We start from the raw sequence: 23191 nt of genomic DNA, 5'->3' as shown, positions 1-23191 counted from the left end.
ATCAAGCCAGGGTCGAGTAAGCCTCCGGATTCGCGCCGAGCGCGATGGAGATCGCGACCGCGGCGGCAGTGAGCACCCCCAACAGGACTGCAAGTCTCAGCCCTCCGCGACGGTTGCCGTGCACAGCTGCCGACGCCAGCGCGGGTAGGACGAGCATGAAGGCGACGCTGCACACCGCGAGCGCAGTGAACGCCATGACGAAGACGGTCTGCGTGTTCATGGCAACCTCAGACTCTCGGAGGGGTTTGTTGGGGCCAGTGTGATCCGGGGCACAGACATTCAGTTACGGCGCTCCTCGGTATCCACATTCCTTAGCCCAGTTCCGTCCATCCCTCCGACATTGGCGCATCAAGCGGTCGGGGGTGGCGGAGTGCCGGGTCGTGGAATAGCGGAGGCCCGGAGCGAAGCGGAGGGCCGAGCATATGCCGTCTGTGACTCTTGACCGCTCTATGGAAGCGCACCCGATGGATCCTCCTCGAGCGTCACCTTCGCTCCGACAATCGGCTGATCACGCGGGGAGGTGAGGACGGAGTGCCCGAGTGAGCGGTTGATAAGCGGAGCTCGGAGCGCAGCGGAGAGCGGAGTCTGCAAATAGCGCACGACAGGAACGGAGTCGTCACCTCCCCGCTACCCTCTCGCCGTCGGAGGAAGGAAACCACCCCGACGACCACTCATCACGGACCGCTTGACACACATAGAAGCATCGAAAGCCCGGCGCGAAGCCGGACACGTCCGCCACACTCTCGCGCTCGGAGGGCTGGTCATCGCGGCCCTGCCAGCGCCCTGAGATCGGCGATGAAGGCACGACGATCGGCGTCAGGGTTCGAGATTACCTCGGCGATTCGCCGACGCCATTCCGCGCGCACGAGCGGGTCCAGCCCTCGTGCCGGAGCCATCGCCCAGTCGACGTCCTCGTAGACGGTGTATCCGACCTCTTCGACGTTCTTCCCGGGGTAGTAGGCGAATGTCGCCGAGGCTACGCGGGCGAGGACGGTGTCGACGACCTCGGGCTCCAAGAACACGACGGCTCCTCTCGTCAGGATGTTCATAGCGATAGTCCTCCAGATGTCATCGTGAATGTGGGACGCGGCGCATGCACCGGCGCAGTGCGGCGCGGTTCGTGGCGGAGTCGGTCGTTGATGAGGCGGGCGATCGCGTCCATGCGAGCCTGCTCCGCGGCATCCGCTTCTCGTTTGGCCCGTGCAGTCGCCTCTCGCGCCCGCTGCTCGCTCGTGCGAACCGGACGCGCGCGGTCAGCGTCTTCGGCGATGGCTGATGCGATGCGAGCACGCTCGCAGTCTCGCGCCCACACGGCGAGTTCCTTGGGCGTGGGCTTCGGCTCACTGCGGAGAACCGCAAGATCTCCTGGGCTGCGAGGACGGGTGAAGAAGTCGTCGGCCGCTTCGCGGTTCGCGGCGAGCTCTTGCTGTGGGAGCCGGTGGATCCGGCGCGCGGGAAGCCCGACCTCGCGCCGGCGTTTCTCCCGCGCCCGCCACTGCCTCTGCTTCTCCAGCTGCTTCTCCCGATTCGCCCAGTAGTACGCGCGGCGCCGCTCTTTCACCTCTCCACCGTGCTCGGCGTAGTAGCGCAGCGCCGCCTCGCGCTTCGCCTCGGGATTCTCGCGATGTTTGGCGCGCAGCTTCGCGTTCTCCTGCTCGCGGTGAGTGTCGTGCCACCGCTTGTTGCGCAGCCGCTTCGCCTCGCGGTATCCCTCCGGGTCGGCTGCTCGCTGAGCCGCGCGGCGCTCCCGCTGATACTCGAGGTGCGCCTCCGGGTTGGCCGCGTAGCGTTTCCGCGCTTTCACGCGGCGGCCTTCCTTCTCTGCCGCCTCCTTGCGAAGTTGAGCTACACGTCGGCGGGCGTAATCGCGCTTCTCGGCGAGGACGCGATCTCGGTGTACTTCATTGAACCGGTCTCTGTACTCCTTCACCTTCTCCGGATGCGCGGCCTTCCACTGCCGACTCTTCTGTCGAATGTGGTCAGCGTGCTTTTCGCTGTATCGCAGAGCGCTCGCGCGCTTCCGTTCAATCCGTTCCTCCTCGGAGGCCGCCTCCCGGCCCCGGCCCTCCCGAAAGGCCTCAGCCATGGTTCAGCGCTCCTCGATGCCCGATGAAAGCTGGAAACGTGCGGCGAGCGCCCGAATGCGCTCGGGTTCGAATCCCGACCAGTGCTCGCATCCATCGATCTCCACGACCGGAGCACTCGCGTAGCCGAGGTCGCGCGTCACATGGTCGCGATCACGGGCGTGGGCGGGTTCGGTGATGTCGATGCTCTCGAACGCGAGGCCGACAGCATCCATCACCTGCTTTGTCAGCCTGCACTGCATGCAGGCGTCACCTGTCGTGTAGACGACAACCCTGGTCATCTCGACCGCCGCCCCATGCTCAGTCGACCATCGCCGATCTGCCGATGGGTATTCGCCTTCTCCCAGTCGTGGATGGCGCGAACGCTGTATGCGACCGATTTGCCGAACTTCGTGAACTCCGGGCCACCGCCGTACTTTCGCCACCCTGTTAGCCGACTGAGCGGACACCTCAGGCGTTCGGCCAGCTCGAAGGGGCTGAGGTAGGTGTGGTCCGGATCAGTGCAGTCGATCGGTGTGAGTGTGAACACGATTGACCCTCCGTTGCATATCCTCCAGTAGGTTTAACCTCAGTGAAGCACTTTCTGATACCCTATGCAAGAGGTAATGCAGAAGCGCCGTGCGGTTAGACAGACTAGGGAGGTGAAAGTCGACGTGAAGACACTCGATGGTCGGAGGGTCACGTGGCGTGAAGCCACCCAGCCCATCGGGTCCGCACTGCGCATCGCGCCCGCATTCGTGGCAACGACGACGGATGCGGCAGTGGGAGTCGAGACAACCGTCACGGCCCGCTACGTGCGCTCCCAGGGTCGCTATGTGATCAAGGGCGTAACGAACACCGCCACGCGCGACGACGTCGAACTCAACTACCCCACCGTCGCGAAGGTGGGAATGCAGGCGATCGTGCAGATGGCAGCCCCACGCTGCATCTTCCTGACGCTCGAGGACGAGGACGATCCGCTCGCGGAATGGCTGTCGGTGGATCAGCTGACGACGGCCGCCGGCCGCATCCTTCCGCCTCGTGTCGCCGCCGAGGTCGTCAAGCGCGGTGGAGGAGACGCTCGCATGGAGGTCGTCGAACTGCTTTACGGCAGCGCGGCCCTGGCTGGACTGCCGCCGGCAAAGCTGCTCCAGCACGAACTCGGCATCCCCCACCGCACCGCATCCCAGTGGATCATCGACGCGCGCAAGGCGGGCCGCCTCGAGGGCATGAATTACAACGCCGGTCGACCGGCTGGTGGGTAGCGTCCAGGCCTACACGACGGCCAAGGGCAAGCGGTACGAGGTCCGCTACAAGAAGCCCGACGGTTCGCACGGCGGCAGGCGTGGCTTCATTCGCAAGCGGGATGCCGAGGTCTGGCTCGCCGAGATCGAGACGTCGCGTGCGAAGGGTGCGTACATCGACCCTCAGGCTGCCAAGGTCACCATCGAGACGCTTGGGCCTATCTGGCTCGAAGCGAAGCGGGCGTCGATGAAGCCATCCTCGTTTGCTCCGGTAGAGACCGCGTGGCGTCTGAGGGTGAAGCCGATCTGGGGACGCTGGGAAGTGGCGGACATTCGACACACCGACGTTCGCGCTTGGGTCGCGAAGCTGACGGGCGAGCTCGGGGCGACGGTCACCATCCGGACGTTCGGGGTGCTCGCCAGCATCCTCGATGACGCCGTCTATGACGGCCGAATCGCATCGAACCCTGCGCGTATGGGAAGGATCGGACTGCCGAGGAAGACCCGTGGCCGGCACGGCTACCTCACCCACGAGGAAGTCATGCGGCTGGCGCGGCACTCCGGCGATCGTGCTCTGCTCGTGCTGCTGCTTGCGTACACCGGCATCCGGTGGGGCGAGGCGACCGCGCTACGTGTGAAGGACATCGACGCAGCCAAGGGTCGGCTCCACATCCACGCGAATGCGGTCGAGGTGCACGGTCAGATCCACGTCGGTACGACGAAGTCACACAAGGGCCGGCTCGTCCCGGTTCCGGCGTTTCTCGTCGAGGAGCTCCTGGTCGCAACCGCAGGTAGTTCGAGCGACGGGCTGGTGTTCTCAGCTCGGGACGGCGGCTTCATGCGGCGCACCCGGACGAGTGATGGCTCGAAGTCATGGTTCAAGACCGCGCTCGCGAAAGCTGACCTGCCGCTGATGACGATTCATGACCTACGGCACACGGCTGCGTCATTGGCCGTGCAGTCGGGCGCGAACGTGAAGACAATCCAGCGCATGCTCGGCCATACGTCTGCGGCCATGACGCTCGACGTGTACTCGGACCTGTTTGAAGAGGACCTCGACGCGGTGGCCAGCGCTCTTGATCGAGCAGCGACAAAGGTTGGCGTGTGGCAGATGGGTAGCCACGATGACGCCTGACCGAGTGGCGGGGATACGTGTCGCGAGTCTGTCGTCACGACCCGATACGTTTCTCTTTAGGCCGGGCGCGGGGGCGCCGCTCATGTGACTGGGGAGACGATGACAGATGGAACGAGCGCGGGCGGACCCCCGCCCGGCTGGCTGCACGACAGCAACACCCAGCAAACGCGCTGGTGGGACGGCACTCGCTGGACAGAGCACGTTCGCCCTGCCGAACCCGTGCGCCAGCCAGCCCGCACCGCTTCAGGGTCCAGCGCGACGAGTCCGCACTACGGGCAACCCCAGCCGTACGGCTCCTTTTCATACGCCTCAGCACCGCTGACGTCGACAAACGGCCCGGCGAAGGCATCTCTCATTCTGATCTTGCTGCTCGTGCTAGGCGTCAGCGCCATCCTGTGGTTTCTGACGGGCGCAGATCCAGTGATGCGACTCGTCTTCGGCGCGCTCAACATCCTCATGGTGGTCGCTGCGTTCATTCTGGCGATCATCGGCCTTGTGATCGCCATTCGGCGACCCACGAAGAAGCGGGAGTCGATCTTCGCCCTCGTGGTGTCGTCCATCTTCCTCGTCTTGATCGGCGGCACGATGATCGTGAACGCGAACCAGCTCGACGTCCCGGCCTTGGAATCGCAGATCGGGACTTGGGCGACCGCACAGACGGGCGAGGCGGTAGTCGTCACGTGTCCCCCGAACCCGTCATCTGACGTCGGCGATGTGTTCTCGTGTACCGCGACAGGCGCGTCAGGGTCCAGCTACGTCATCAACGTGACCATGCTCGACGACTCGAACGTGACGTGGGAGATGGTCCAGCCGTAACCCTGCGAGGTCAACGTCTACGTGCGCTGCAAACGGAAGAAGTGCAGAACAAGGGCGTTACGCGATCCTGAGCCGTCAACCGGCTCGGCTCAGCCTCACATCGGATCTCGCCGGGCAAGATGGTGATCGTGACTCATGGTGAAGCTGGGCCGCTCGGATCGCGCAGACTCCGCTCGGCCATGTTCGTCGACTTCGACAACGTCTACTCAGGACTCCAGCGCCTCGATGCCGACGCGGCAAAGTCGTTCGCTGAAGATCCTKCGCGTTGGGTCGACATCCTTGCAACAGGGTCCGACGTGGATGGGCCGTTCACCCGCCGCTTCCTGATTCGCAAGTGCTACTTGAACCCGGCACCGTTCTCTCGCTACCGACCCAACTTCACCAGAGCCGGATTCCAAGTGGTCGATTGCCCCTCACTCACGCAGCAGGGCAAGTCAAGTGCAGACATCAACCTCGTGCTCGACGCCGTGGACGCACTGAGCGCGCGGACCACGTTCGATGAGTTCATCTTCCTCAGCGCGGACGCCGACTTCACCCCGCTCATTGCGCGTTGCCGCGCGGCGGACCGTCATGTGACGATCATCACTTCAGGGCCAGCAGCGGCCGCCTATCGGGCCTCTGCAGACACGGTCCTGGGAGCGGACGCACTGATTGCCCTCCTGACCAGACCGGAGCCGCATGAGCCCGCCCCTGCGGTGGAGGGTCAGACGACGTCAGGTACCGGCCACTCTGCCGAGCCAACAACGGCCGCAGCCGCGAATCCAGGAGCCGCTGCCAATGCGGTTCGCCATCTCGCCGAGTCCGCAGCCCGTCCTGTGGCCCTCTCAGCGGCGGCAGCTGCCGCTCTCCGTGTTGAGCCATACCTTCGCGATTCCAATTGGGATGACTCGGGTTCTTTCAGCGCATGGCTCGAGCGCACTCTCCCGGATCTGTCGGTCGACACCCGCACTCCCGGATATGTGTGGGATGCGACGCGATTCAGCCAGGCAGACATCCCTGAGCCGACCCCCACCAGCGCCGCCCCGGCTCCGGGGCCGGACGAACTGCAACGTCAGGTGAGCAGCATCACCGAGGTCCCACCTCTCAGCCAGTCGGCGTACCGTGCGCTGCTGGAACAGCTCGCCTTCGACCTCGCACTGTTCCCGTTCAGTCGCACAGAGACATCGAAGCGTGTCCGCGACGAGTGTGCCCAGAGCGATTCCCCGATCGGGCGTGCATCGATCAACTTCGTCATCAATGGGTTGCTCTTCGCAGGCGCCGACCTTCAAGGCGAGCCGACGGCCTCCGATCTAGCTGCGATCTGGTCAGAGAACGTGCTCGGGCTATGCCGGGGCGCCCGGATCGAGCTCAGCCCCGCCGAGCTCGAAGAGGTCGCGAGCTGGGTGAGCGGTGGGCTCGTAGAGCTTGTCTCGAGCGAGGAGTAACCCGTCGTACCGCCAAGTCCTCAACACCATTCGGGATCGCATGCGCGACTGGCCACGAGCGATGTGCCCGCGACTTTACGCATTCCTTACGCAAACGGCGATTCTATGAGAAAGCTATGGCCCGCGATCCCAGTGTTTTCAAGGGATCGAGGGCCAAAACAGTGAGCGGAGACGGAGGGATTTGAACCCTCGGACCCCGTGAGGGGTCTCCACCTTAGCAGGGTGAAATCGGCGTTTCCCTCCGCGGTCGCTGCGATATGTGTCCTGCCGCGGAATCCTGCGCATCTCCGGCCTCACCAGGTGATTCCCGTGCTTCGGCGGGTCACACTCCACGCACTGCATGCACTCGAGGAGCGCCCGGAATCGTCATTCTCGAAATGCGCGGGGACCCTTGGGGGACCCTGACGGGCGACTCGAAATCACCGCGCGCTAGCCCGTGGGATCTGCAGCATCACCGCGGGCGTGAATAAGGAGGACCAAGGACCCGGCAACGGATTGGTCGCAGGCTCATCACGGTTCCTTTCGGGCGTTACACCAGAGTCGAACTCAGTAGCGGTATGTCTTGATCCGCACGATGCCGGTCGACCGCAGGTTCTGCGGGATCGGGAACAGCTCGAGCTGTTTCTGATGCAGCGAGGTGACTCGAACCGTCCTGCCGGCTTCGTCGCCGTTGAGTCTTCGCGTCACTCGCCAGTCCGCGCCGTGCCACTCCAGTTCCTCTGCCGTCAGAATGCCCACCCGCCCGTCTTGCACCGTTGGCGTGACGGCGAATCCTCGGCCAGCCACGAAAACGGTATCTGGAGCCGTGTGGATGATGCACCCGTACCCCGGGTAATCAGGTGGGAACACGCCCTCCAGATGGTCGGCGGTGATCTCGAAGCGGACGTCGTCAGCGTCGAAGTGCGTCGAGCGGTCGTCCGGCGTCAACGTGAAGCCGTGCGCCGAGGCGCCAGGGAGGGAGGCGAGGATCTGTCCAACCCCGCGCAGCACTCGGAATGCGTCGCGCAGGTAGGGAAGATCCGCATTCGAGTCCGGCAGCTCATCGATCCCGAACGGTGACACTCCCATTGCGCCGTGCGCGCCGACGGCCTGGAACATGTGCCCGATGCCGACACGGTTGCTCATCATCTCGGGGATGAACAGGACATCGTCGATGGCCCGATACTCCGCTGCGATCGCATCGAACGAGCCGAAGTAGATGTCGGGCGCGAGGAGGTCCAGGGTCGGCGCTGTGGATCGCCAGATCGGGGCGGTGTGACGAAGAGGACCGCCACTCGGATATACACCAGGCATCACACCGCCGGCCAGCAAGAGGGAGGAATTGCCTCCATCGCTCTCGGCATTCGCATCCACCCACGCATTCGCGTACAGAGGAATGTCGTACTCCCTCCGGCCGAGGGCCGCGACGGCTTCGACGTATTTGGCGTACTCATACGCCATGAACGCCTCAGGAGCCTCAGCACCGAATGTCTCATCCCACGAAGATGCTCGGGGGCTCCCCGCGCCCGTCCACGCAGCCCGGAGGCGCCCTTCGCCCGCGTCGTCGACGGCGGAGATGACGCCATCCGGCACAGGTTGCTGCCATGCGAGCTGAGCCTCCGGGCAGTGGTCCCTCGCATCGCCCAGCACGCCGACCTCGTTCTCGACCTGCACGAGGAGGATGGTGCGGCCGTCGTCGAGTTCTCGCAGCCGTCTCATGAAGGCGGAGAATGCGTTCCCATCCGCAGCGCACCCTTCCGGGGAGAAGGGTGTGACGGATTCGGTGCGTCCCGTGCTGGGTGTCTCGATGCGTGGGAACCGCGCGGTGTCCACCTTGACCCAGGCGGGCGCATAGGTGGACATGCCGTTCTTCCATGTTCCAAACCACAGTGGGATCAAGTGCAGATCGCGCCTCACCGCAGCGGCATGGAGGTGGTCGACAAGTGACCAGTCGAAGGCGCCTTCCTTCGGCTCGATCGACTCCCAGGCAACGGGCGCGAGCACAGTGTTGACCCCCAATGCCGCCATCGTGTCGAGGGAACGGTCGATCGCCGCGGGTGTGCTCGAGCTGGAGTTGAGCAACTCACCGCCGACGATCAGCAATGGCTTCCCGTCGAGGTAGTAACGGCCGTCGACGATCTTCCGGTGAAGGGCCGCATTCATCGTGACTCGATCGCAATTGTCATAAGCCCACGGTGCCCGAACTCATGCAGAAGTGGAGTCCGTTGCGCAAAATGCGGGCACGAGCTCGGCAGGCGCGAGTCCGCGAGCGAGCGCGTCCGCCGCCACGCCCGAGGACCTCATCAGATGACGATGCTGATGGGGTCGAGTCCGTCCGACTCCACCGAGAGTTTCCCCTCTCCGCCGTCGATCCGTCGTACGACCGCGTGCGCCCGGCCCTGATACGTGCGACACGCGTCGCCTATATATCTGTCTTCCGTGCTGGGCCTGGCGGATCCGAGTCCGAGCAGCTGCACATCACCCGTGACGATGACCGTGACGCGCCGATCATCGAACGGGACGATGCGCCCCTCATCATCGGTCAGAGCGATCGACACGTACTCGTGCTCACGGCGAAGGTGAGATTGGTTCACCGCTTCGACTTCGACGTGCAGGTGGCGTACCTCGTGCGACGACCGAAGCGTCGTCTTCTGGGCCGGCTCACCATCGTGCCAGTTCACGGCCGTCAGCTCGCCATGCTTGTACGGCACCGTGAAGGACGCAAGGAACCCGTGGGTCGGCCCACTGGGMAGGCGACCCAGGCTTGCGCCGTTCAGGGTGAGTTCCACCTCATCCGCATCGCTGTAGACATCTACGGTCATCGGGGTGCCCGACGCCACATCCCACGACCACTCCGCGACACTGTCCGTCCACGCCCAGTCGAGCGTCGCGGGGTGACGACCGTCCGCGCGTGGCGTGTGGACGGCGAGATATGGCTCGGCTCGCAGCCCGAACACGATCTCGCGGAAGTACGAGGCCGGCCGCCTATGACCGGTGATGTCGATGTCGCCGCAGAAGGCCAGAAGTGCCGGGTATCGGTCGGCATCCCAGCTGGCGCCGTCTTCGGGGTAAGAGACCATCCCGAGGCCGGCTTCGCCGAGGTAGTCCCATCCTGTCCAGGTGAAGTCGCCCAGCACCCAAGGAAGACGAGTGGCGAGGCTCCAGTTCTCGGCGATGTCTTTGGGATTCGTCTCGGTGCCAAGCACTACGCGGTTCGGGAAGCGATCGCGCTCCTCCTCGTATCGCCATGAGGCGTAGTTGTGGCCGGCGACGTCGACGACGGAGTGCGATTCGGCCGTCGCTGCGGTGACGAACTCCGAGCGTCCAACCCTATCGAGGATCGCCTTGCCGACACCCTGAGTGTCATTGATTCCGCCCGGGATACCGCCCAGCTCGGCCTGGATCTCTGGGACCGTGTCCGAAAGGGTGGCCACGAATCCACTGATGCCGTTGGTGAGGAACCGTGTGGGGTCCAGCGCTCGGACCGCTTCGGCGAGGTCACGGCCGATCGCAGCGCCCAGCGGTTTGCCCGCATCCAGGATCTCGTTGCCGATCGAGTACATGATCACGCTCGGATGGTTGAAGTCCTTGCGCACGAGCGCCTCGATGTCGCGCTGCCACCACTCGGTGAAGTTGAGCGAGTAATCGAACGGCTGCTTGCCCTCGGTCCACATGTCGAACGCCTCATCGATCACCAGCATCCCCAGTCGATCACAGGCGTCCAAGAGTGCCGGGCCGGCGGTGTTGTGGGACGAGCGGATCGCGTTGAACCCGGCGGACTTGAGGATGCGGATGCGGCGCTCTTCGGCTTCTGGCACCGACACCGCCCCAAGGACGCCGTTGTCGTGGTGGATGCACGCGCCGCGGAGCTTGGTCGTGACGCCGTTGATGCGCAAGCCCCGCTGCGGGTCGAGTTGGAGGGTGCGGATGCCGAGGGCGACCGTCGCAGAATCCTGCACTTCGCCATCGTCCAAGAGTTCGGTCACGACCTCGTAAAGGTCCGGCGACTCGACGCTCCACCGTCGCGGCTCGGTCACATAGAGCCGCAAGCGGGCGATTGAAGTCTCGCCCGATCTCGTGGTGACGATGGCCTCACCGGAGGCGACTTCCACACCTGCCGGATCTACTACGCGGACACGCATGCCTCTCGTGGATGCCAGACGTGCCGGGTTCGCGACCTCGATGGCGACCTCCACCACGGCGCGCTCGTCGTCGACGTCGGGGGTCGTCACACGTACTCCGCCGGGCACCAGGTGCGTGACCGGAAGATCATGAAGGAGCACGTCCCGGTAGATGCCCAGTCCCGAGTACCACCGCGAGTCGCGATACGCGCGAGCGTCCACACGCAGCCGATTCGTCTCGCCGTAGCGCAGAGCAGAGTCGATGCGCACCCGAAACGGCGAGTATCCATTCGGTCGCTGACCGATGAGGATCCCATTCAGGTAGACCATCGCATCGCGGTAGACGCCCTGGAACTCCAGCTCGATGACGCGCTCGCGCCAGGCGTCTGGCGCCTCGAACTCCTTGCGGTAGGTCACCGCCCCACCTTCGAAGTAGCCGCTCGACGACCCGCTGGCGGCGTCCGCGCGCCGTGGAAGTGCGAGCATCGCATCGTGCGGGAGCGTGACGTCCACGGCCGAAGTAGAGCCTCCCGTTATCTCGGAGAACACGCTGACGTTCGGCGCGACCTGCCAGCCGGTGTTGAATCTCGAAACGCTCACGATGACAACCCTTCCTCAGACCGAAGCCGTCGTGCAGTGAGAGAGGAACTCTCGGTCGGAACTGGCGAGGACTCGCCGGGGACCCGTGACGCGCAGCGCAGCCTCCACCGGATGGGTCTCCGCGTCGAAGCTCAGCCACGCATCGACTGAGGCGGGCTCGACAACGAACTCGCCGCCGATGTCCGTGTACCCGAGTTGCGCGGCAGAGAGGGTGAACGTCACCCGCCGTGACTCCCCCGCCTCGAGTGAAACCCTTGTGAAGCCGGCAAGCTGCTGAGCGGGTCGAGTTGCTCCCGCCGTGTTCACCCTCACGTAGAGCTGCACCACGGTGTCGCCCGCGCGCTGTCCCGAATTGGTGACGGTCGCGGCGATCTGCGTCTCGCCGCTCGTCGTCATCTGGGCATCCGCTGACATGTCCGAGAACGCGAAGCTCGTGTAGCTCAGCCCGTGCCCGAACGTGTACAGCGGTGTCGCCGGCATGTCGAGGTAGTGGCGGTCGACGTCGGGGGGCAGCGGGTTGCGGTATCCCGTGCCGTATCGCTGGTGATGGTAGACGGGGATCTGGCCGGTGTGCCGAGGGATGCTGTACGGCAATCTGCCGCTCGGGTTCACGGCGCCGAACAGCACGTCGGCCACCGCAGCAGGGCCGAACGGCCCACCGTACGACGAGACGACGACGGCTGCGGCATCCTGAATCACCGTCGGAAGCGTGTACGCCCGGCCTTGCACGAGCACCACAACGACCGGCTTGCCCGTCGCCGCCACCGCTTCGGCCAGCCGCGTCTGCGCCTCGGGCAGCGAGATGTCTGCGGAGTCGCTTGCCTCCCCCTCGGTACGCTCGCCATTGAACCAAAGGCTCGCGCCGCCGAGGGCAAGGACGACCACGTCGGAGGCCTGGGCGGCGGCGACCGCGTCGGCGATCGCATCCTCGCCGAGGTCGCGGGTCAGGCTGCTGCCCTGTGCGAGGTGCACCGCCGAGGCGTGCCGGCTGACTTCTTCCACGAGGGATGTCGCGTCGAGGCGGTCACGGACGAAATCCTCGATCGGCATCGAGGCGAAGAGGCTGTCGTTCCATGCCGTCATGCCCGGATCGATTCCGACCATGTTGCCCATGCCGCCTCCCGACATGAATGTCGTCATGTCGCGGAAGGCGGGGTAGCTGTAGGTCGGGAACTGCAGCTTCACCGCGTCGGCGTGCGGGCCGATGACGGCCACGCTCGTGGTTGCCGACACGAGCGGGAGCAGCCCATCGTTCTTGACGAGCACGACCGAGCGACGCGCGAGCTCACGGGACAGATCGATGCCTTCCGCCGCAACCTCGGCGATGTCGATCCGCTCGGCGGGGTAGGGGTTCTCGAACAGTCCGAGCCGGAACTTCGCGGTGAGGATGCGGTGAACGGACCGATCGACGTGGGCGATGTCCGCACGACCGGATTCCACCTCCGCGACGAGCGCGTCACCGTAGCCATAGGGAATGGGGAATTCGGTGTCGAGCCCTGCGGCGATCGTGAGACGCCCGGCATCTCCCGCGGAGGCTGCGGCGCGCTGACGGGTGACGATGTGCTCAAGCGTCATGTAGTCGCTGGAGACGAACCCGGTGAAGCCGATGGTGTCGCGAAGGAGCGTCGTGAGGATCTCGGGGCTCGCGGCGGCGGGGACGCCGTCGACGTCGCTGTAGGAGTTCATCACGGAGGCGAGGCCGGCGAGCTGGATCGCGGCCTCGAACGGGTAGGCGAACAGGTCGCGCGTCCGCCGGGGGCCGCCTTCATACGAGGAAAGGTTCACACCCCCGGTCGGCAGACCGTAGCCGACGAAGTGCTTGGCGGTCGCGATGGCGCCGGTGCGGAGGTCGTCGCCCTGCAGGCCGCGTGTGTAGGCGACACTGAGCGCGGCAACGAGGTACGGGTCCTCGCCGTAGGTCTCGTGCACCCTGCCCCACCGGGGGTCGAGCGCGACATCCATGTTCGGCGAAAGCGCCTGGCGAACGCCCACCCGCGTCAGCTGACGGCGGATGGTGTCGGCCATCTCCTGCACGAGGTCCGGGCTCCAGGTGGCGGCTAGTCCGATCGACGTCGGGAACACCATGTGCCCGCCGGCGAGGACGCCGTTCAAGGCTTCGATGTGCACGAGCAGCGGGATGCCGAGCCGTGTGCCTTCGATCGCGGTGCGCTGCAAATCGCCGACGATGCGCGCCATCGTCGCGGGGTCGTCGACGCCGAAGTTGCAGATGTGGCCCGGTGCCTTGGCGAGCCACTCGGCACGTTCGGCGGGGTCGTTTCCGTCTGCAAGCACGAGGTACCACGGCGGCACCGAGACGAGCTGGTGGGCTTTCTCACGAAGTGTCATCTCGGCGAGAAGCAGATCTGCGCGCTCTTCGGGGCTCAAGCGTGCGTCGCTGTACGTCGCGTGAGAGGACATCTTGAACCTTCTTCGGTGTCTCGGATCGGAGCCGGGCGATGCCGCCGTTTGACGGGGCGCCCGCGGATATTGTCTTGCTCAATTGATCGAAAGAGGCGGTACGTGCCGCGGTCTGACGATGAGCCACAGGAGGATCAGGGCAATCACCGACACAACCATGACGGTGATGCCGAGTGACAGCATCCCGACTCCTCCGAGGACTGCGGGCAGGAGCGACAGCGAGCCGCCGACGACGGAGTTGACGAAGCCGCTGAGTGCGACAGCCGTTCCGGACTCGTTCGGGTGGTCGGCCAAGATCAGCACGTGAGTGCACGGATTGGTGAAGCCGTGTACCGCGACCAGCACGAACCCGGCAGCCAGCGCCCACACCCATCCACCCCCGCTGACCGCAATCAGCGCAAACCCGAGGCCGCTCAACATCAGAACGGGAAGTGCGCCGCCGAGGAGCTTGGCCGGTTGGTAACGGCGCATCAGACGCGCAGCGAGTTGGGTCGCGATCAGCAGGCCGATCGCGCATACGGCGAACAGCCAACCGAACGCCTGTGCCGACAGACCGAATCCCTCCTGAAAGACGAAGGGGGAAGTGGAGAGGTAGCTCACGATCGCCGCGAAGACCATCGACGACACCAGCACGGTCCCGACGTAGACGCGATCTCTGAGCAGAATCGCGATGCGCGCGCGAGCGGTCGTCGTGGATTCGATACGTCGACTGCGCGGACGCGTCTCCGGCAGCAGGATCGCTGCGGCGATCAGAACCGCCATCCCGAACAGCGCGAGCACTGCGAACACGCCCCGCCACGTAGTGAACAGCAGCAACTGGGAGCCGAGGACGGGCGCAATGATCGGCGCCGCTCCATTGACGAGCGCGATGCGCGCGCCAATCCGCACAAGCCGCAATCCGCCGAACACGTCGCGCACCATCGCCGACGCCACCACCGCGCCGGCCGCGGCACCGCATCCCTGACCGAATCGAGCGATCGCAACCAGTTCGATCGTAGGTGCGACCACAATGATCACGCTGCAAGCCACATGCAGTGCAGTCGCCGCCATCAACGGAATCCGGCGCCCGGCTGCGTCGCTCAAGGGGCCCACTACCAGTTGACCGATCCCGAGACCGACGGCGGTCGCCGTGAGTGTCACCTGGACCATGGTGGCGGAGGTGTGCAGGTCCTCTGCCACCATCGGAAATGCCGGCAGATAGAGGTCCATCGTGAACGGACCAAGCGCAGTGAGCGCGCCGAGGACCACTACGAACACCACCGGATGCAGCGGACGACCTGCCACCACCGCGAGCAGACTCGCGGTGGACGTGTCGCCGTACGACGGGCGTGAAGCGGAGGCGCGTGAATCTGACATCTGAGGTGCTCCAAGTGAGAGAAGCATCACCGAGGGATCGCGATACGCGCCCAACGCGTGAAAGCGAAAGGACCAGCAACCAATACAAACCCGTCGGGAAGCGGACGCCGATTGCTTGCGCAAAAGAACTCCCCCGGTAGCGGATCAGTCCGATGTGGGTGCGTAGCGGAAGGAAAGGACCCTGCCCTCGGACGACGRCGATCCCAAGGTCAGCATCCGGCCGGTGAACCCGGCTGCGACCTCCGTGGAGAAGTAACGGCCATCGAATCGCGCGACTTCGGTGAAGTCACGTCCCTCCCCCACCGAGAGCACGACGTCGTCCGGCCCCGCGTAGCCGAACGGCAGCGGTTTGCCTTTGGGCGCGACGGCGGAGATGCGCAGCGTGGACCGCCGCCCAGAAAGGTCGACGTTGGCGAGCGTTGACCGGAAGTCGCCGACTTGAACCACCGCCCGTGCTCCGCCGTTCTCGGCGATGAGTCCGCACCAGTGCCGATCATCGAGCCGGAGGCCGATCGAACCGGCGTGCTCGATCTCGGCATCCGCTGTCCAGACGAAGTCGCGGACGCGCGTGCAGAGGAACGAGGATGGCGTCCCCCATGTGCGGAATCGGGCCCCGTCGCCTGACGCGATGTCGAGGATCGTGTCCGGCTCGCCGTCGGCGACCACCCACCGCGGGTCCAAGCGCTCGGCGGTGAAGTCGTCGAGGAACCCCGTGCTGGGCGTCGGAATGACATACCGTCTCTCGTTGAACACAGGCCAGCCATCCACGAACTCGACACCGCTGAGGAAGGTCTCACGACCGAGCACGTGGAACCCCGGTGTCGAGCCGCGAGGGCGGGCGCCGAGGTACACCGCCGCCCACTCCCCGTCAGGACCTTCAACCAGATCGGCGTGGCCGACGTTCTGGACGGGATGATCGCTGCTGCGGTGCGTGAACACCGGGTTCCACGGACACGACTCGAAGGGACCTCGAGGACTCGGGCCGCGGGCGATGGTCACACTGTGGCCTCGCTCGGTTCCGCCTTCGGCGAGCATCAGGTACCAGTGCTCGCCGATCCGGTAGAGATGCGGTCCTTCCGCGATGGGCATACCGCTTCCCTGCCAGACCGGGTACTCAGGTTCGAGCAGCCTGCCTGTCCCGAGGTCGATGGGCGCTTGACGGATCCCCTGGCCGCCGACGGTGAAGTCGAGCACGTGCCACGTCAGGTAGCACGTGCCATCCTCGTCCCAGCTCAGGTCGGGGTCGATTCCGATCGCCTGTGGAATGAAGACGGGCTCGCTCCACGGTCCCGTCGGATCCATCGCACTGACGAGCACCTGGCCTGCATCGAAGTCGCTGACATTGGTGGTGATGAACCAGAACCGGCCGTCACGGTGTCGCAGGGTTGAGCCGTAGATTCCCGTCGACGGCCCGGACGTGCCGGCCCGGAACTGCGAACGGCGCGTGAGGATGTTGCCGATCTGTGTCCACGACGTCAGGTCTCGACTGTGGAACAGCGGAGCGCCGGGGAAGTACTCGAAGCTCGAATGCGCGAGGTAGTAGTCATCGCCCACGCGGCAGATGGTCGGATCGGGAAAGAACCCCGGGACGATCGGGTTGTACTCAGCCGGAACGGCCAGGCCCGGCGAGATCACGGACGCGAGCGGCTCAGGCATCTACGCCCGATTGCTCGGTGGCGATGAGGGCGAGGCGTTGCGCCCGCCTGATCCGCTGCTTGGCGGGATCGGCGATGGGAGCGGCCATCTGAAGTCGTCGCGTGTAGGCGTCCCTCGGGGCGGTCGCCACCTGCTGCGCGGGCCCGATCTCTACGATCTGCCCGCGGAAGAGCACCGCGATGTCGTCGCTGATCTCGTTGACGACGCCGAGATCGTGGCTGATGAAGAGATAGGCCACGCCCGTGTTCTTCTGGATCTCCTTGAAGAGTTTGAGCACGCGCGCCTGGGTCGTCACGTCGAGCGCACTCGTCGGCTCATCGCAGACGATGATCGCTGGGTTGAGCGCGAGGGCTCGGGCGATCGCGACCCGTTGCCGTTGGCCTCCGGAGAACTCGCGCGGGTAGCGACCACCGGCGTCCACCGGTAATCCCACTGCATCTAGGAGGTCACGTACTTTCTGACGCCCGCCCTCGACGCCGGCGGCATTGAGCGGCTCGACGAGGATGTTCTCCACGGTCATCGCGGGATTGAGCGAGGAGTACGGGTCCTGGAAGACGACCTGGATGTCGGTGGCCAGTTGGCGTCGCTTCGATCGTGTGACGCCGCTGATGAGGTCACCGCGGAAGCGGACTGTTCCTTCGGACACTGGCGCGAGGCCCAGGATGGCGCGGCCGATGGTGGTCTTGCCCGATCCGGATTCGCCGACCAGGCTCAACGTCTTTCCCGGGTGAAGGTCGAATGACACATGATCGATCACGGTCGTTTCCTGTCGGCGGCGCCCGCGGTAGCGGACGACGAGGTCACGGACTTCGAGCAGCGGCGCGCTCATGACAGGTCCGCCATCAGTTCGACGCTGCGGGAGGAGACCAGCAGTTCACGGGTGTAAGGGTCGCTCGGTGCGGCGAAGATCTGATCGACATCGGCGTGTTCGATGATGTGCCCGGCTCTCATCACGCTGACCCGGTGGCAGAGGTCCGCCACCACGCCGAGGTTGTGGGTCACCAGCAGCATCGCGAGACCACGCTCGTCGGTCAGTTCGCGGAGCAGTTCGAGGACCTCGGCCTGGACGGTGACGTCGAGGGCGGTGGTGGGCTCGTCGGCGATGATGATGTCGGGGTCGGATGCCACGGCTCCGCAGATCAGGATGCGCTGCGCCATTCCTCCGGAGATCTCGTGCGGGTACAGCTTCATGACCCGCTCCGGTTCTCGGATGCCGACCCGGTCGAGCAGCCCGAGCAGTTTGATGTTCGCTGCCTTCTTGCTCATCGGCCGTGAGGAGCGCAGCCCACGTGATAGCTGCGAGCCGATCGTGAAGGACGGGTCCAGGTTCGACATCGGCTCCTGGGGGATGTACGCGATGCGTCGTCCGCGCGCTGCTTTCATCGCGGCGGGGTCGGCCTGCAGATCGACGCCATCGAGTTCGATCCGTCCGCTGATGACGAGGGCTTCTCGCGGCAGGATTCCGAGTGTTGCGAAGGCGATCTGCGATTTGCCGGATCCTGATTCGCCGACCAGCCCGTGCACCTCGCCTTTCCGCAGGTCGAGGTCGACGCCGTGCACGACTTCTGCGACTGTGCCTCCAGGCCCGGGGTATCCGATCCGCAGATCACGGACGGAGAGGATGGCGTCGCCGTCAAGCTCGGCACTGGCGGCGTCGCCCACCGGCAGTCGGAGCTGCGCGGTGGAGAGCAGCGCTTCGCGTTGCCGGGGAGTGGGGATCGTGCTTCTCGCTGATTCCTGAAGCACGTCGCTGAGGGCGTTGCCCAGCAGGACGAGGCTCAGGATGCTCAGGCCGATCGCCAGCGCCGGCCAGAGGACCGCCCAGGGGTTGTTGTAGATACCGGCGAATCCTCGCTGCAGCATCACGCCCCATGATGCCGTCGTCGGGTCGCCCAAACCAAGGAATGAGAGTCCTGCCTCGATTCCGATCGCCGCCGCCATGATGAACGAGCTGTGGATGATCACAGGCGCGCGCACTGCCCACAGCACATGGCGTCCGATGATCCTGCTGTCGCTCAGCCCGACCACCCGTGCGGCGTCGACGTAGAGTTCGTTGCGCACTCCGAGCACGATCGAGCGCACCAGTCGGTAGTAGGTCGGCGCGACGATCAGGCCGAAGACCGCCATGGCAAGTGCGATGTTGGGGCCGGTGAGTGCATACAGCGCGATCAGCAGCACGACGCCGGGGAGGGACATCACCACATCGGTGATGAATCCTGCCACGCCTTCGAACTTGCCGCGGTAGAAGCCGGCGATGAGCCCCGTGGTGACACCGACGACGAGGGAGACGATCAGGACGATGACGACGGCGAGGACCGTCTGCCGCGAGCCCCAGATCAGGCGGGAGAGGATGTCGAGTCCTGCGCTGTCTCCGCCGAGCGGGTGTCCGGGCGTCCCGGGGGGCGCGTTGGTCGCGTCGAGATCCGTCTCCTGCGGTCCCCACGGTGCGATCCAGGGAGCGAGGATCGCGACGATGATGACAAGCGCGAGGAACACGAGCGCGGCGACGGCGATCGGGTTGCGGAGCAGCCGGCGCAGCGTCGATCGCCGGCGAGGCGGACGCGCTTCGAGTGCTCGTTCCTCGAGCATGGCCCCTTCGGTTTCGATGCTCATCGGGTCCTCGCCTTCGGGTTGAGAATGACGATGCCAAGATCGCCGAGGAAATTGACGACCAGCACGATGACGGCCGTTACGAGCACGGTTCCCATCACCACAGGGACGTCACTGATCAGCGCGGCGGTGTAGGCGAGCTGGCCCATGCCTGGCAGCGCGAACACCGCTTCGATGAAGACGGCACCGCCGAGCAGGCCGATGACGGTGAGCGCCAATGCGGTCAGGCCAGGGGCGGCTGAGTTTCGGAGCACGTTGCGGAGGATGATCTCCCGCTCGTTGATGCCGCGGGCACGCAGCGTGCGCACGAAGTCCTTGCCGAGGTTATCCAGCACGGAGGTGCGGAATTGCTGCGCGGCGCCAGCGACGGCACCGATCAGCAGCGCGGTCACCGGGAGGGCGAGAGAGGCCATCCATCCGGAGACGCTCTCGCTGGGTGAGACGTATCCGGTTGCCGGAAAGATGTGCCATTGGATCGCGAAGAAGTAGACGAGAGCGATCGCGACGATGAAGGACGGGATCGCCGTGCCCGCCACGGAGATGATCTGCAGCGACCGGTCCACACCCCCTCCCTTCACTGCGGCCGTGACGCCGAGAGCGATGCTGAGGATCGCGGTGAACACCAGAGTGATCACGATGAGAGCGAGAGTGACGGGGACACGGTTGGCGAGTGCGCTCGTGACCGACTCTCCGGTGTACAAGGACTGGCCGAGGTCGCCCTGCAGCGCTGACCACAGCCAGTCGCCATACTGCACCAGCAGGGGTCGGTCTAGTCCGAGCTTGGCGACCTGCGCCTGGACATCCTCCTCCGTGGCCGAAAATCCGAGCACGGCCTTGGCAATTCCCGACGCATTGCCGAACATCAGGCTGAAGGTCACGAAGGTGACGACCAGCAGGACGGCAATGGACCGGCCGAGGTTTCGTGCAAGTGAAAGCCACATGGTTGATTTCTCCAGACGCAGGTCGCCGGCGGCTTACTTGAAGTCGCGCAGCTTCGGAGTCAGGGCTTCTTGGTCCGAGACCTGGTCGATGACGACCTTGTTCCCGTCGTAGGCGAAGTTCGTGCCCATGTAGACCATCGGTGCGAACCATGCCTGGTCGACCTGGTACTGGTTGATCTCCTTCTGCAGCTTCGCCGACTCCTCCGGCGTCGCCGTCGCGATCTGAGCCCAGCGTGAGTCGACGTACTCGTCCGGCTGGTGCTCGAGGTTCCACCAACCCTCAGGGGTCGACTCGACGTAGATCTGCTGCGCCGAGTTGCCGAGGTTGCCCAGCTGCCACAGCACCACAGGATACGTTCCACTCAGAAGGTCGGTGATCGCGTTGGCGCCGGAAAGCGGAACCTGCGTGACGCGGATGTTGATCTTCGCGAGCTGCTCGGTGACATATGGCATCAGGGTCTCGAAGTTCTGGCCCTCGATGGTGGGAAGCTCCAGATCGAATCCGTCCGCGTACCCTGCTTCTTCCATGAGCTTCTTTGCGGCATCCACGTCGAACGGATACGGGTCCTCCATACCGTCGATGTACGCGGCGGTGCCCTTGCGGAAGACCTGCGGCGTGGGCTCGGCAAGACCCTGGTACAGGTTTTTCGCCATGGACTCCTTGTCGAAGACCATGTTCATCGCCTGACGCACCTTGAGATCGCCGAGCGGCTTCACCACCTCGCCGAGGTGATCGGTGAGGAGCAGACGCGTGGTCTGGCCCTGCTGCTTGAGGACGTCGAATCCGCTTCCCTCGACCTGCTCCACATCGGCCGACCCCACAAGGCCCGCGTCGATCTGGCCGGTCTTCAGAGCGGCGACCGCGGCCGCCTCGTTCGCGAAAGTCTTGATCACCAGGTTCTGGTACGGGTAGTCCTTCGCACCCCAGTAGTCCTCGTTCTTCTTGAACGTGTAGACGGACCCGGTGGTGGTTTTGTCGGTGTCAAGCACGTACGGGCCAGATCCGACCGGCACGTCGAACTTGCCGGCCGCGAGGTAGTCCGCGGGAACCAGCTTCGGGGAGCAGATCTTGTTCTCCATCACCGGCTGCGACTCCGGCCACGTGATGCTGATCGTCTGCTCATCAGGAGAGTCGAACGTGATCCCCTTGTAGTCGGCCGTCGACCCACCGTTCTCCATCAGGTACTCGAAGGACGCCTGGACGGCGTCCGCGTCGACTGGAGTGCCGTCCGAGAACTTCATGCCCTCACGCAGATGTGCAGTGAATGTCTTGTTCTCGTTCGAGACCTCGAACTTCTCGGCCGCGGCGGGTGAGAGCGAACCGTCTGCGCCACAGAAGGCGAGCGTGTCCCAGACTGCTTCGGCCTGCCAGTTCTGATAGCCCGGCTGGCTTGACGGATCCCAGCCGTAGGGGTCCGTCTCGAAGGCGAGGGTCAGGGTGTCCTTCTCCCCTCCGGAGGCGGACGGTCCGCCACCTGAGCCGGCGCTGGTGCAGCCCGTGGCAACGAGCGCGAGGGCCGCGATCGGAACCAGCAAGGCGAGATGCTTGCGTTGCATTTCATACTCCTTTGTATTGTCGCTCAGTGTGCGACTGACTGCTCAGCGGCTTTGTCTGGCAGTGTGCGCAACCTCACGCAGGGTTTGGGTGCGGATTCAAAGTACGAGCCGGGTTGGTGTATTCTCAACGCTCCCCTTGAATATTGCGCAAGTTCGTGCTGGCTTGCGCAATAACAGGAGGGCACAATAAGCGGATGGATGTCCCGGAAGAACGCGTGACCCTGAGCAAGGTCGCCGAGCGCGCGGGCGTGTCGCTCGCGTCTGCGTCACGCGTCCTGTCCGGACGCGGCGAACTGAGTCGTGACCTGCGCGAGCGGGTCCTGGCCGCGGCCGATGAGCTCGGATATGACCGGTCCGCGGTGACACGGGGCCGGCCCACCACTCTGGATCCGCGGCTCATTGAGCTCGTCCTGGGCAGTTTCGATGACTGGTGGACAAACGCCGTCGTCACCGGAGCCCGGAAGGCGGCGTTCGCACGCGGCTACGACCTCGTTCTGACCCTTGAGCGCGACGATCCGAATGATGACTGGCCCGCCCGCGTCGCGACCAGACGACCGTCCGGAGTCGTGATCGGGATCATCCGACCCACCCGCGGCCAGCTGGACAACCTGCGGGGACTGCGTATACCCGTCGTCCTCCTCGAGCCACGCTCAGACCCGGAAGGAACCCTTGCAAGTGTCGGCACCACGGATTGGCGCGGCGGCCACGACGCGGGCCGTCATCTTGCGTTGTCCGGCACGGACCGCTTCGTGGTTTTGACGGGTACACCGCAGTATCGCTTCGGCCGCGCCCGTGAGGAGGGATTCCGCAAAGCCATCGAGGAGTTCGCCCCTGGCCGCGACATTGTGCACGTGGACTCGGACTGGACGAAGGCGTCGGTGAGCGACTCGCTGCTGCGCGTGCTCACAGGCGAGGGACACATCGGTGTCTTCGCCTGCAACGACGAGATGGCTGCCTCCGTCTACCGCGCAGCGCAGATGCTCAGCAAGTCAATCCCAGACGACATCAGCGTGATCGGCTTCAACGACGAACCGCGCGCATCGCGGTTGAGTCCCCCGCTCAGCTCGGTGAGCCAGCCGCTGCAGGACATGGCGGCCAAGGCCGTGGAACTGGTCAGCGGGCTGCGCCGACATGACGACGGTCACCATGAGCGCGTCGAACTGCCGGGCGAACTGATCCTCCGCGGCTCGACGAGGCCGATCGGCTGACCTCCCATTGCCTTCCGCAAACAGGGAGGGCGGATGGATGCCGGATCCCGGCATCCATCCGCC

General features: G+C 65.1%; 18 protein-coding genes and 1 pseudogene. 6 read left to right on the top strand and 13 right to left on the bottom strand.

All coding sequences use genetic code 11. The annotated features are described in order from the left end of the window. Position 1 precedes the first annotated feature (1 nt). The 4 genes from AC1DVT_RS01550 to AC1DVT_RS01535 form a co-directional block, all read right to left on the bottom strand. Positions 2-220 (bottom strand): hypothetical protein, encoded by a 219-nt coding sequence (locus AC1DVT_RS01550; RefSeq protein WP_477385929.1) that lies wholly within the window; start codon positions 218-220, stop codon positions 2-4. Between the two features lie 541 nt (positions 221-761). Further along, the gene (locus AC1DVT_RS01545) at positions 762-1022 is read right to left on the bottom strand and encodes a hypothetical protein (RefSeq protein ID WP_477385927.1); all 261 of its coding nucleotides are present in this window, start codon (positions 1020-1022) and stop codon (positions 762-764) included. Between the two features lie 23 nt (positions 1023-1045). Further along, positions 1046-1804 (bottom strand): hypothetical protein, encoded by a 759-nt coding sequence (locus AC1DVT_RS01540; protein ID WP_477385925.1) that lies wholly within the window; start codon positions 1802-1804, stop codon positions 1046-1048. A gap of 285 nt (positions 1805-2089) precedes the next feature. Beyond that, complete coding sequence (locus AC1DVT_RS01535; protein ID WP_477385923.1) at positions 2090-2365, bottom strand: glutaredoxin domain-containing protein; 276 nt, start codon at positions 2363-2365, stop codon at positions 2090-2092. Positions 2366-2725: 360 nt separating this feature from the next. Between AC1DVT_RS01535 and AC1DVT_RS01530 the strand changes: the two genes are divergently transcribed. From AC1DVT_RS01530 to AC1DVT_RS01510, 5 genes and pseudogenes are all read left to right on the top strand, one after another. Then, a complete protein-coding gene (locus tag AC1DVT_RS01530) occupies positions 2726-3328 on the top strand; it encodes a hypothetical protein (protein ID WP_477385921.1) in 603 nt (200 codons plus the stop codon). Further along, entirely contained in the window at positions 3321-4442 is a 1122-nt protein-coding gene (locus AC1DVT_RS01525; protein WP_457100669.1) for a tyrosine-type recombinase/integrase, read from the top strand. The genes AC1DVT_RS01530 and AC1DVT_RS01525 overlap by 8 nt, the downstream gene beginning before the upstream one ends. 99 nt (positions 4443-4541) lie before the next feature. Then, positions 4542-4652, top strand: a pseudogene (locus AC1DVT_RS01520) (DUF2510 domain-containing protein); the annotation flags it as partial. A gap of 162 nt (positions 4653-4814) precedes the next feature. Further along, the gene (locus AC1DVT_RS01515) at positions 4815-5258 is read left to right on the top strand and encodes a DUF4333 domain-containing protein (protein WP_477385957.1); all 444 of its coding nucleotides are present in this window, start codon (positions 4815-4817) and stop codon (positions 5256-5258) included. Between the two features lie 179 nt (positions 5259-5437). Next, positions 5438-6682 carry an NYN domain-containing protein gene (locus AC1DVT_RS01510; protein ID WP_477385919.1) on the top strand — a complete coding sequence of 415 codons (1245 nt, stop codon included), beginning with the start codon at positions 5438-5440 and terminating at the stop codon, positions 6680-6682. A gap of 546 nt (positions 6683-7228) precedes the next feature. Here the strand turns inward: AC1DVT_RS01510 and AC1DVT_RS01505 are convergent. From AC1DVT_RS01505 to AC1DVT_RS01465, 9 genes are all read right to left on the bottom strand, one after another. After that, positions 7229-8824 (bottom strand): DUF5597 domain-containing protein, encoded by a 1596-nt coding sequence (locus AC1DVT_RS01505; RefSeq protein WP_477385917.1) that lies wholly within the window; start codon positions 8822-8824, stop codon positions 7229-7231. 140 nt (positions 8825-8964) lie between these two features. Further along, positions 8965-11382 (bottom strand): glycoside hydrolase family 2 TIM barrel-domain containing protein, encoded by a 2418-nt coding sequence (locus AC1DVT_RS01500; protein WP_477385915.1) that lies wholly within the window; start codon positions 11380-11382, stop codon positions 8965-8967. Between the two features lie 15 nt (positions 11383-11397). Then, a complete protein-coding gene (locus AC1DVT_RS01495; RefSeq protein WP_477385913.1) occupies positions 11398-13800 on the bottom strand; it encodes a glycoside hydrolase family 3 N-terminal domain-containing protein in 2403 nt (800 codons plus the stop codon). A gap of 78 nt (positions 13801-13878) precedes the next feature. After that, positions 13879-15084, bottom strand: a complete 1206-nt coding sequence (locus AC1DVT_RS01490) for a multidrug effflux MFS transporter (RefSeq protein WP_477385911.1) — start codon at positions 15082-15084, stop codon at positions 13879-13881. A 216-nt stretch (positions 15085-15300) separates the two neighbouring features. Then, positions 15301-16812 (bottom strand): glycoside hydrolase family 43 protein, encoded by a 1512-nt coding sequence (locus tag AC1DVT_RS01485; RefSeq protein ID WP_477385909.1) that lies wholly within the window; start codon positions 16810-16812, stop codon positions 15301-15303. Then, positions 16805-17641 carry an ABC transporter ATP-binding protein gene (locus tag AC1DVT_RS01480; RefSeq protein ID WP_477385908.1) on the bottom strand — a complete coding sequence of 279 codons (837 nt, stop codon included), beginning with the start codon at positions 17639-17641 and terminating at the stop codon, positions 16805-16807. The genes AC1DVT_RS01485 and AC1DVT_RS01480 overlap by 8 nt, the downstream gene beginning before the upstream one ends. Beyond that, entirely contained in the window at positions 17638-19425 is a 1788-nt protein-coding gene (locus AC1DVT_RS01475) for a dipeptide/oligopeptide/nickel ABC transporter permease/ATP-binding protein (protein WP_477385906.1), read from the bottom strand. The genes AC1DVT_RS01480 and AC1DVT_RS01475 overlap by 4 nt, the downstream gene beginning before the upstream one ends. Continuing rightward, a complete protein-coding gene (locus AC1DVT_RS01470; RefSeq protein ID WP_477385904.1) occupies positions 19422-20363 on the bottom strand; it encodes an ABC transporter permease in 942 nt (313 codons plus the stop codon). The genes AC1DVT_RS01475 and AC1DVT_RS01470 overlap by 4 nt, the downstream gene beginning before the upstream one ends. A 33-nt stretch (positions 20364-20396) precedes the next feature. Continuing rightward, the gene (locus AC1DVT_RS01465; protein WP_477385902.1) at positions 20397-21920 is read right to left on the bottom strand and encodes an ABC transporter substrate-binding protein; all 1524 of its coding nucleotides are present in this window, start codon (positions 21918-21920) and stop codon (positions 20397-20399) included. A 194-nt stretch (positions 21921-22114) separates the two neighbouring features. On the opposite strand from AC1DVT_RS01465, the gene AC1DVT_RS01460 reads away from it, so the two are divergent. After that, entirely contained in the window at positions 22115-23128 is a 1014-nt protein-coding gene (locus tag AC1DVT_RS01460; RefSeq protein ID WP_477385900.1) for a LacI family DNA-binding transcriptional regulator, read from the top strand. Positions 23129-23191: the final 63 nt, after the last annotated feature.

The organism is Microbacterium sp. P2_F9, from assembly GCF_056403635.1.
The sequence above is the reverse complement of the archived record's forward strand: the minus strand, read 5'-3'. Positions and strand labels throughout refer to the sequence as shown.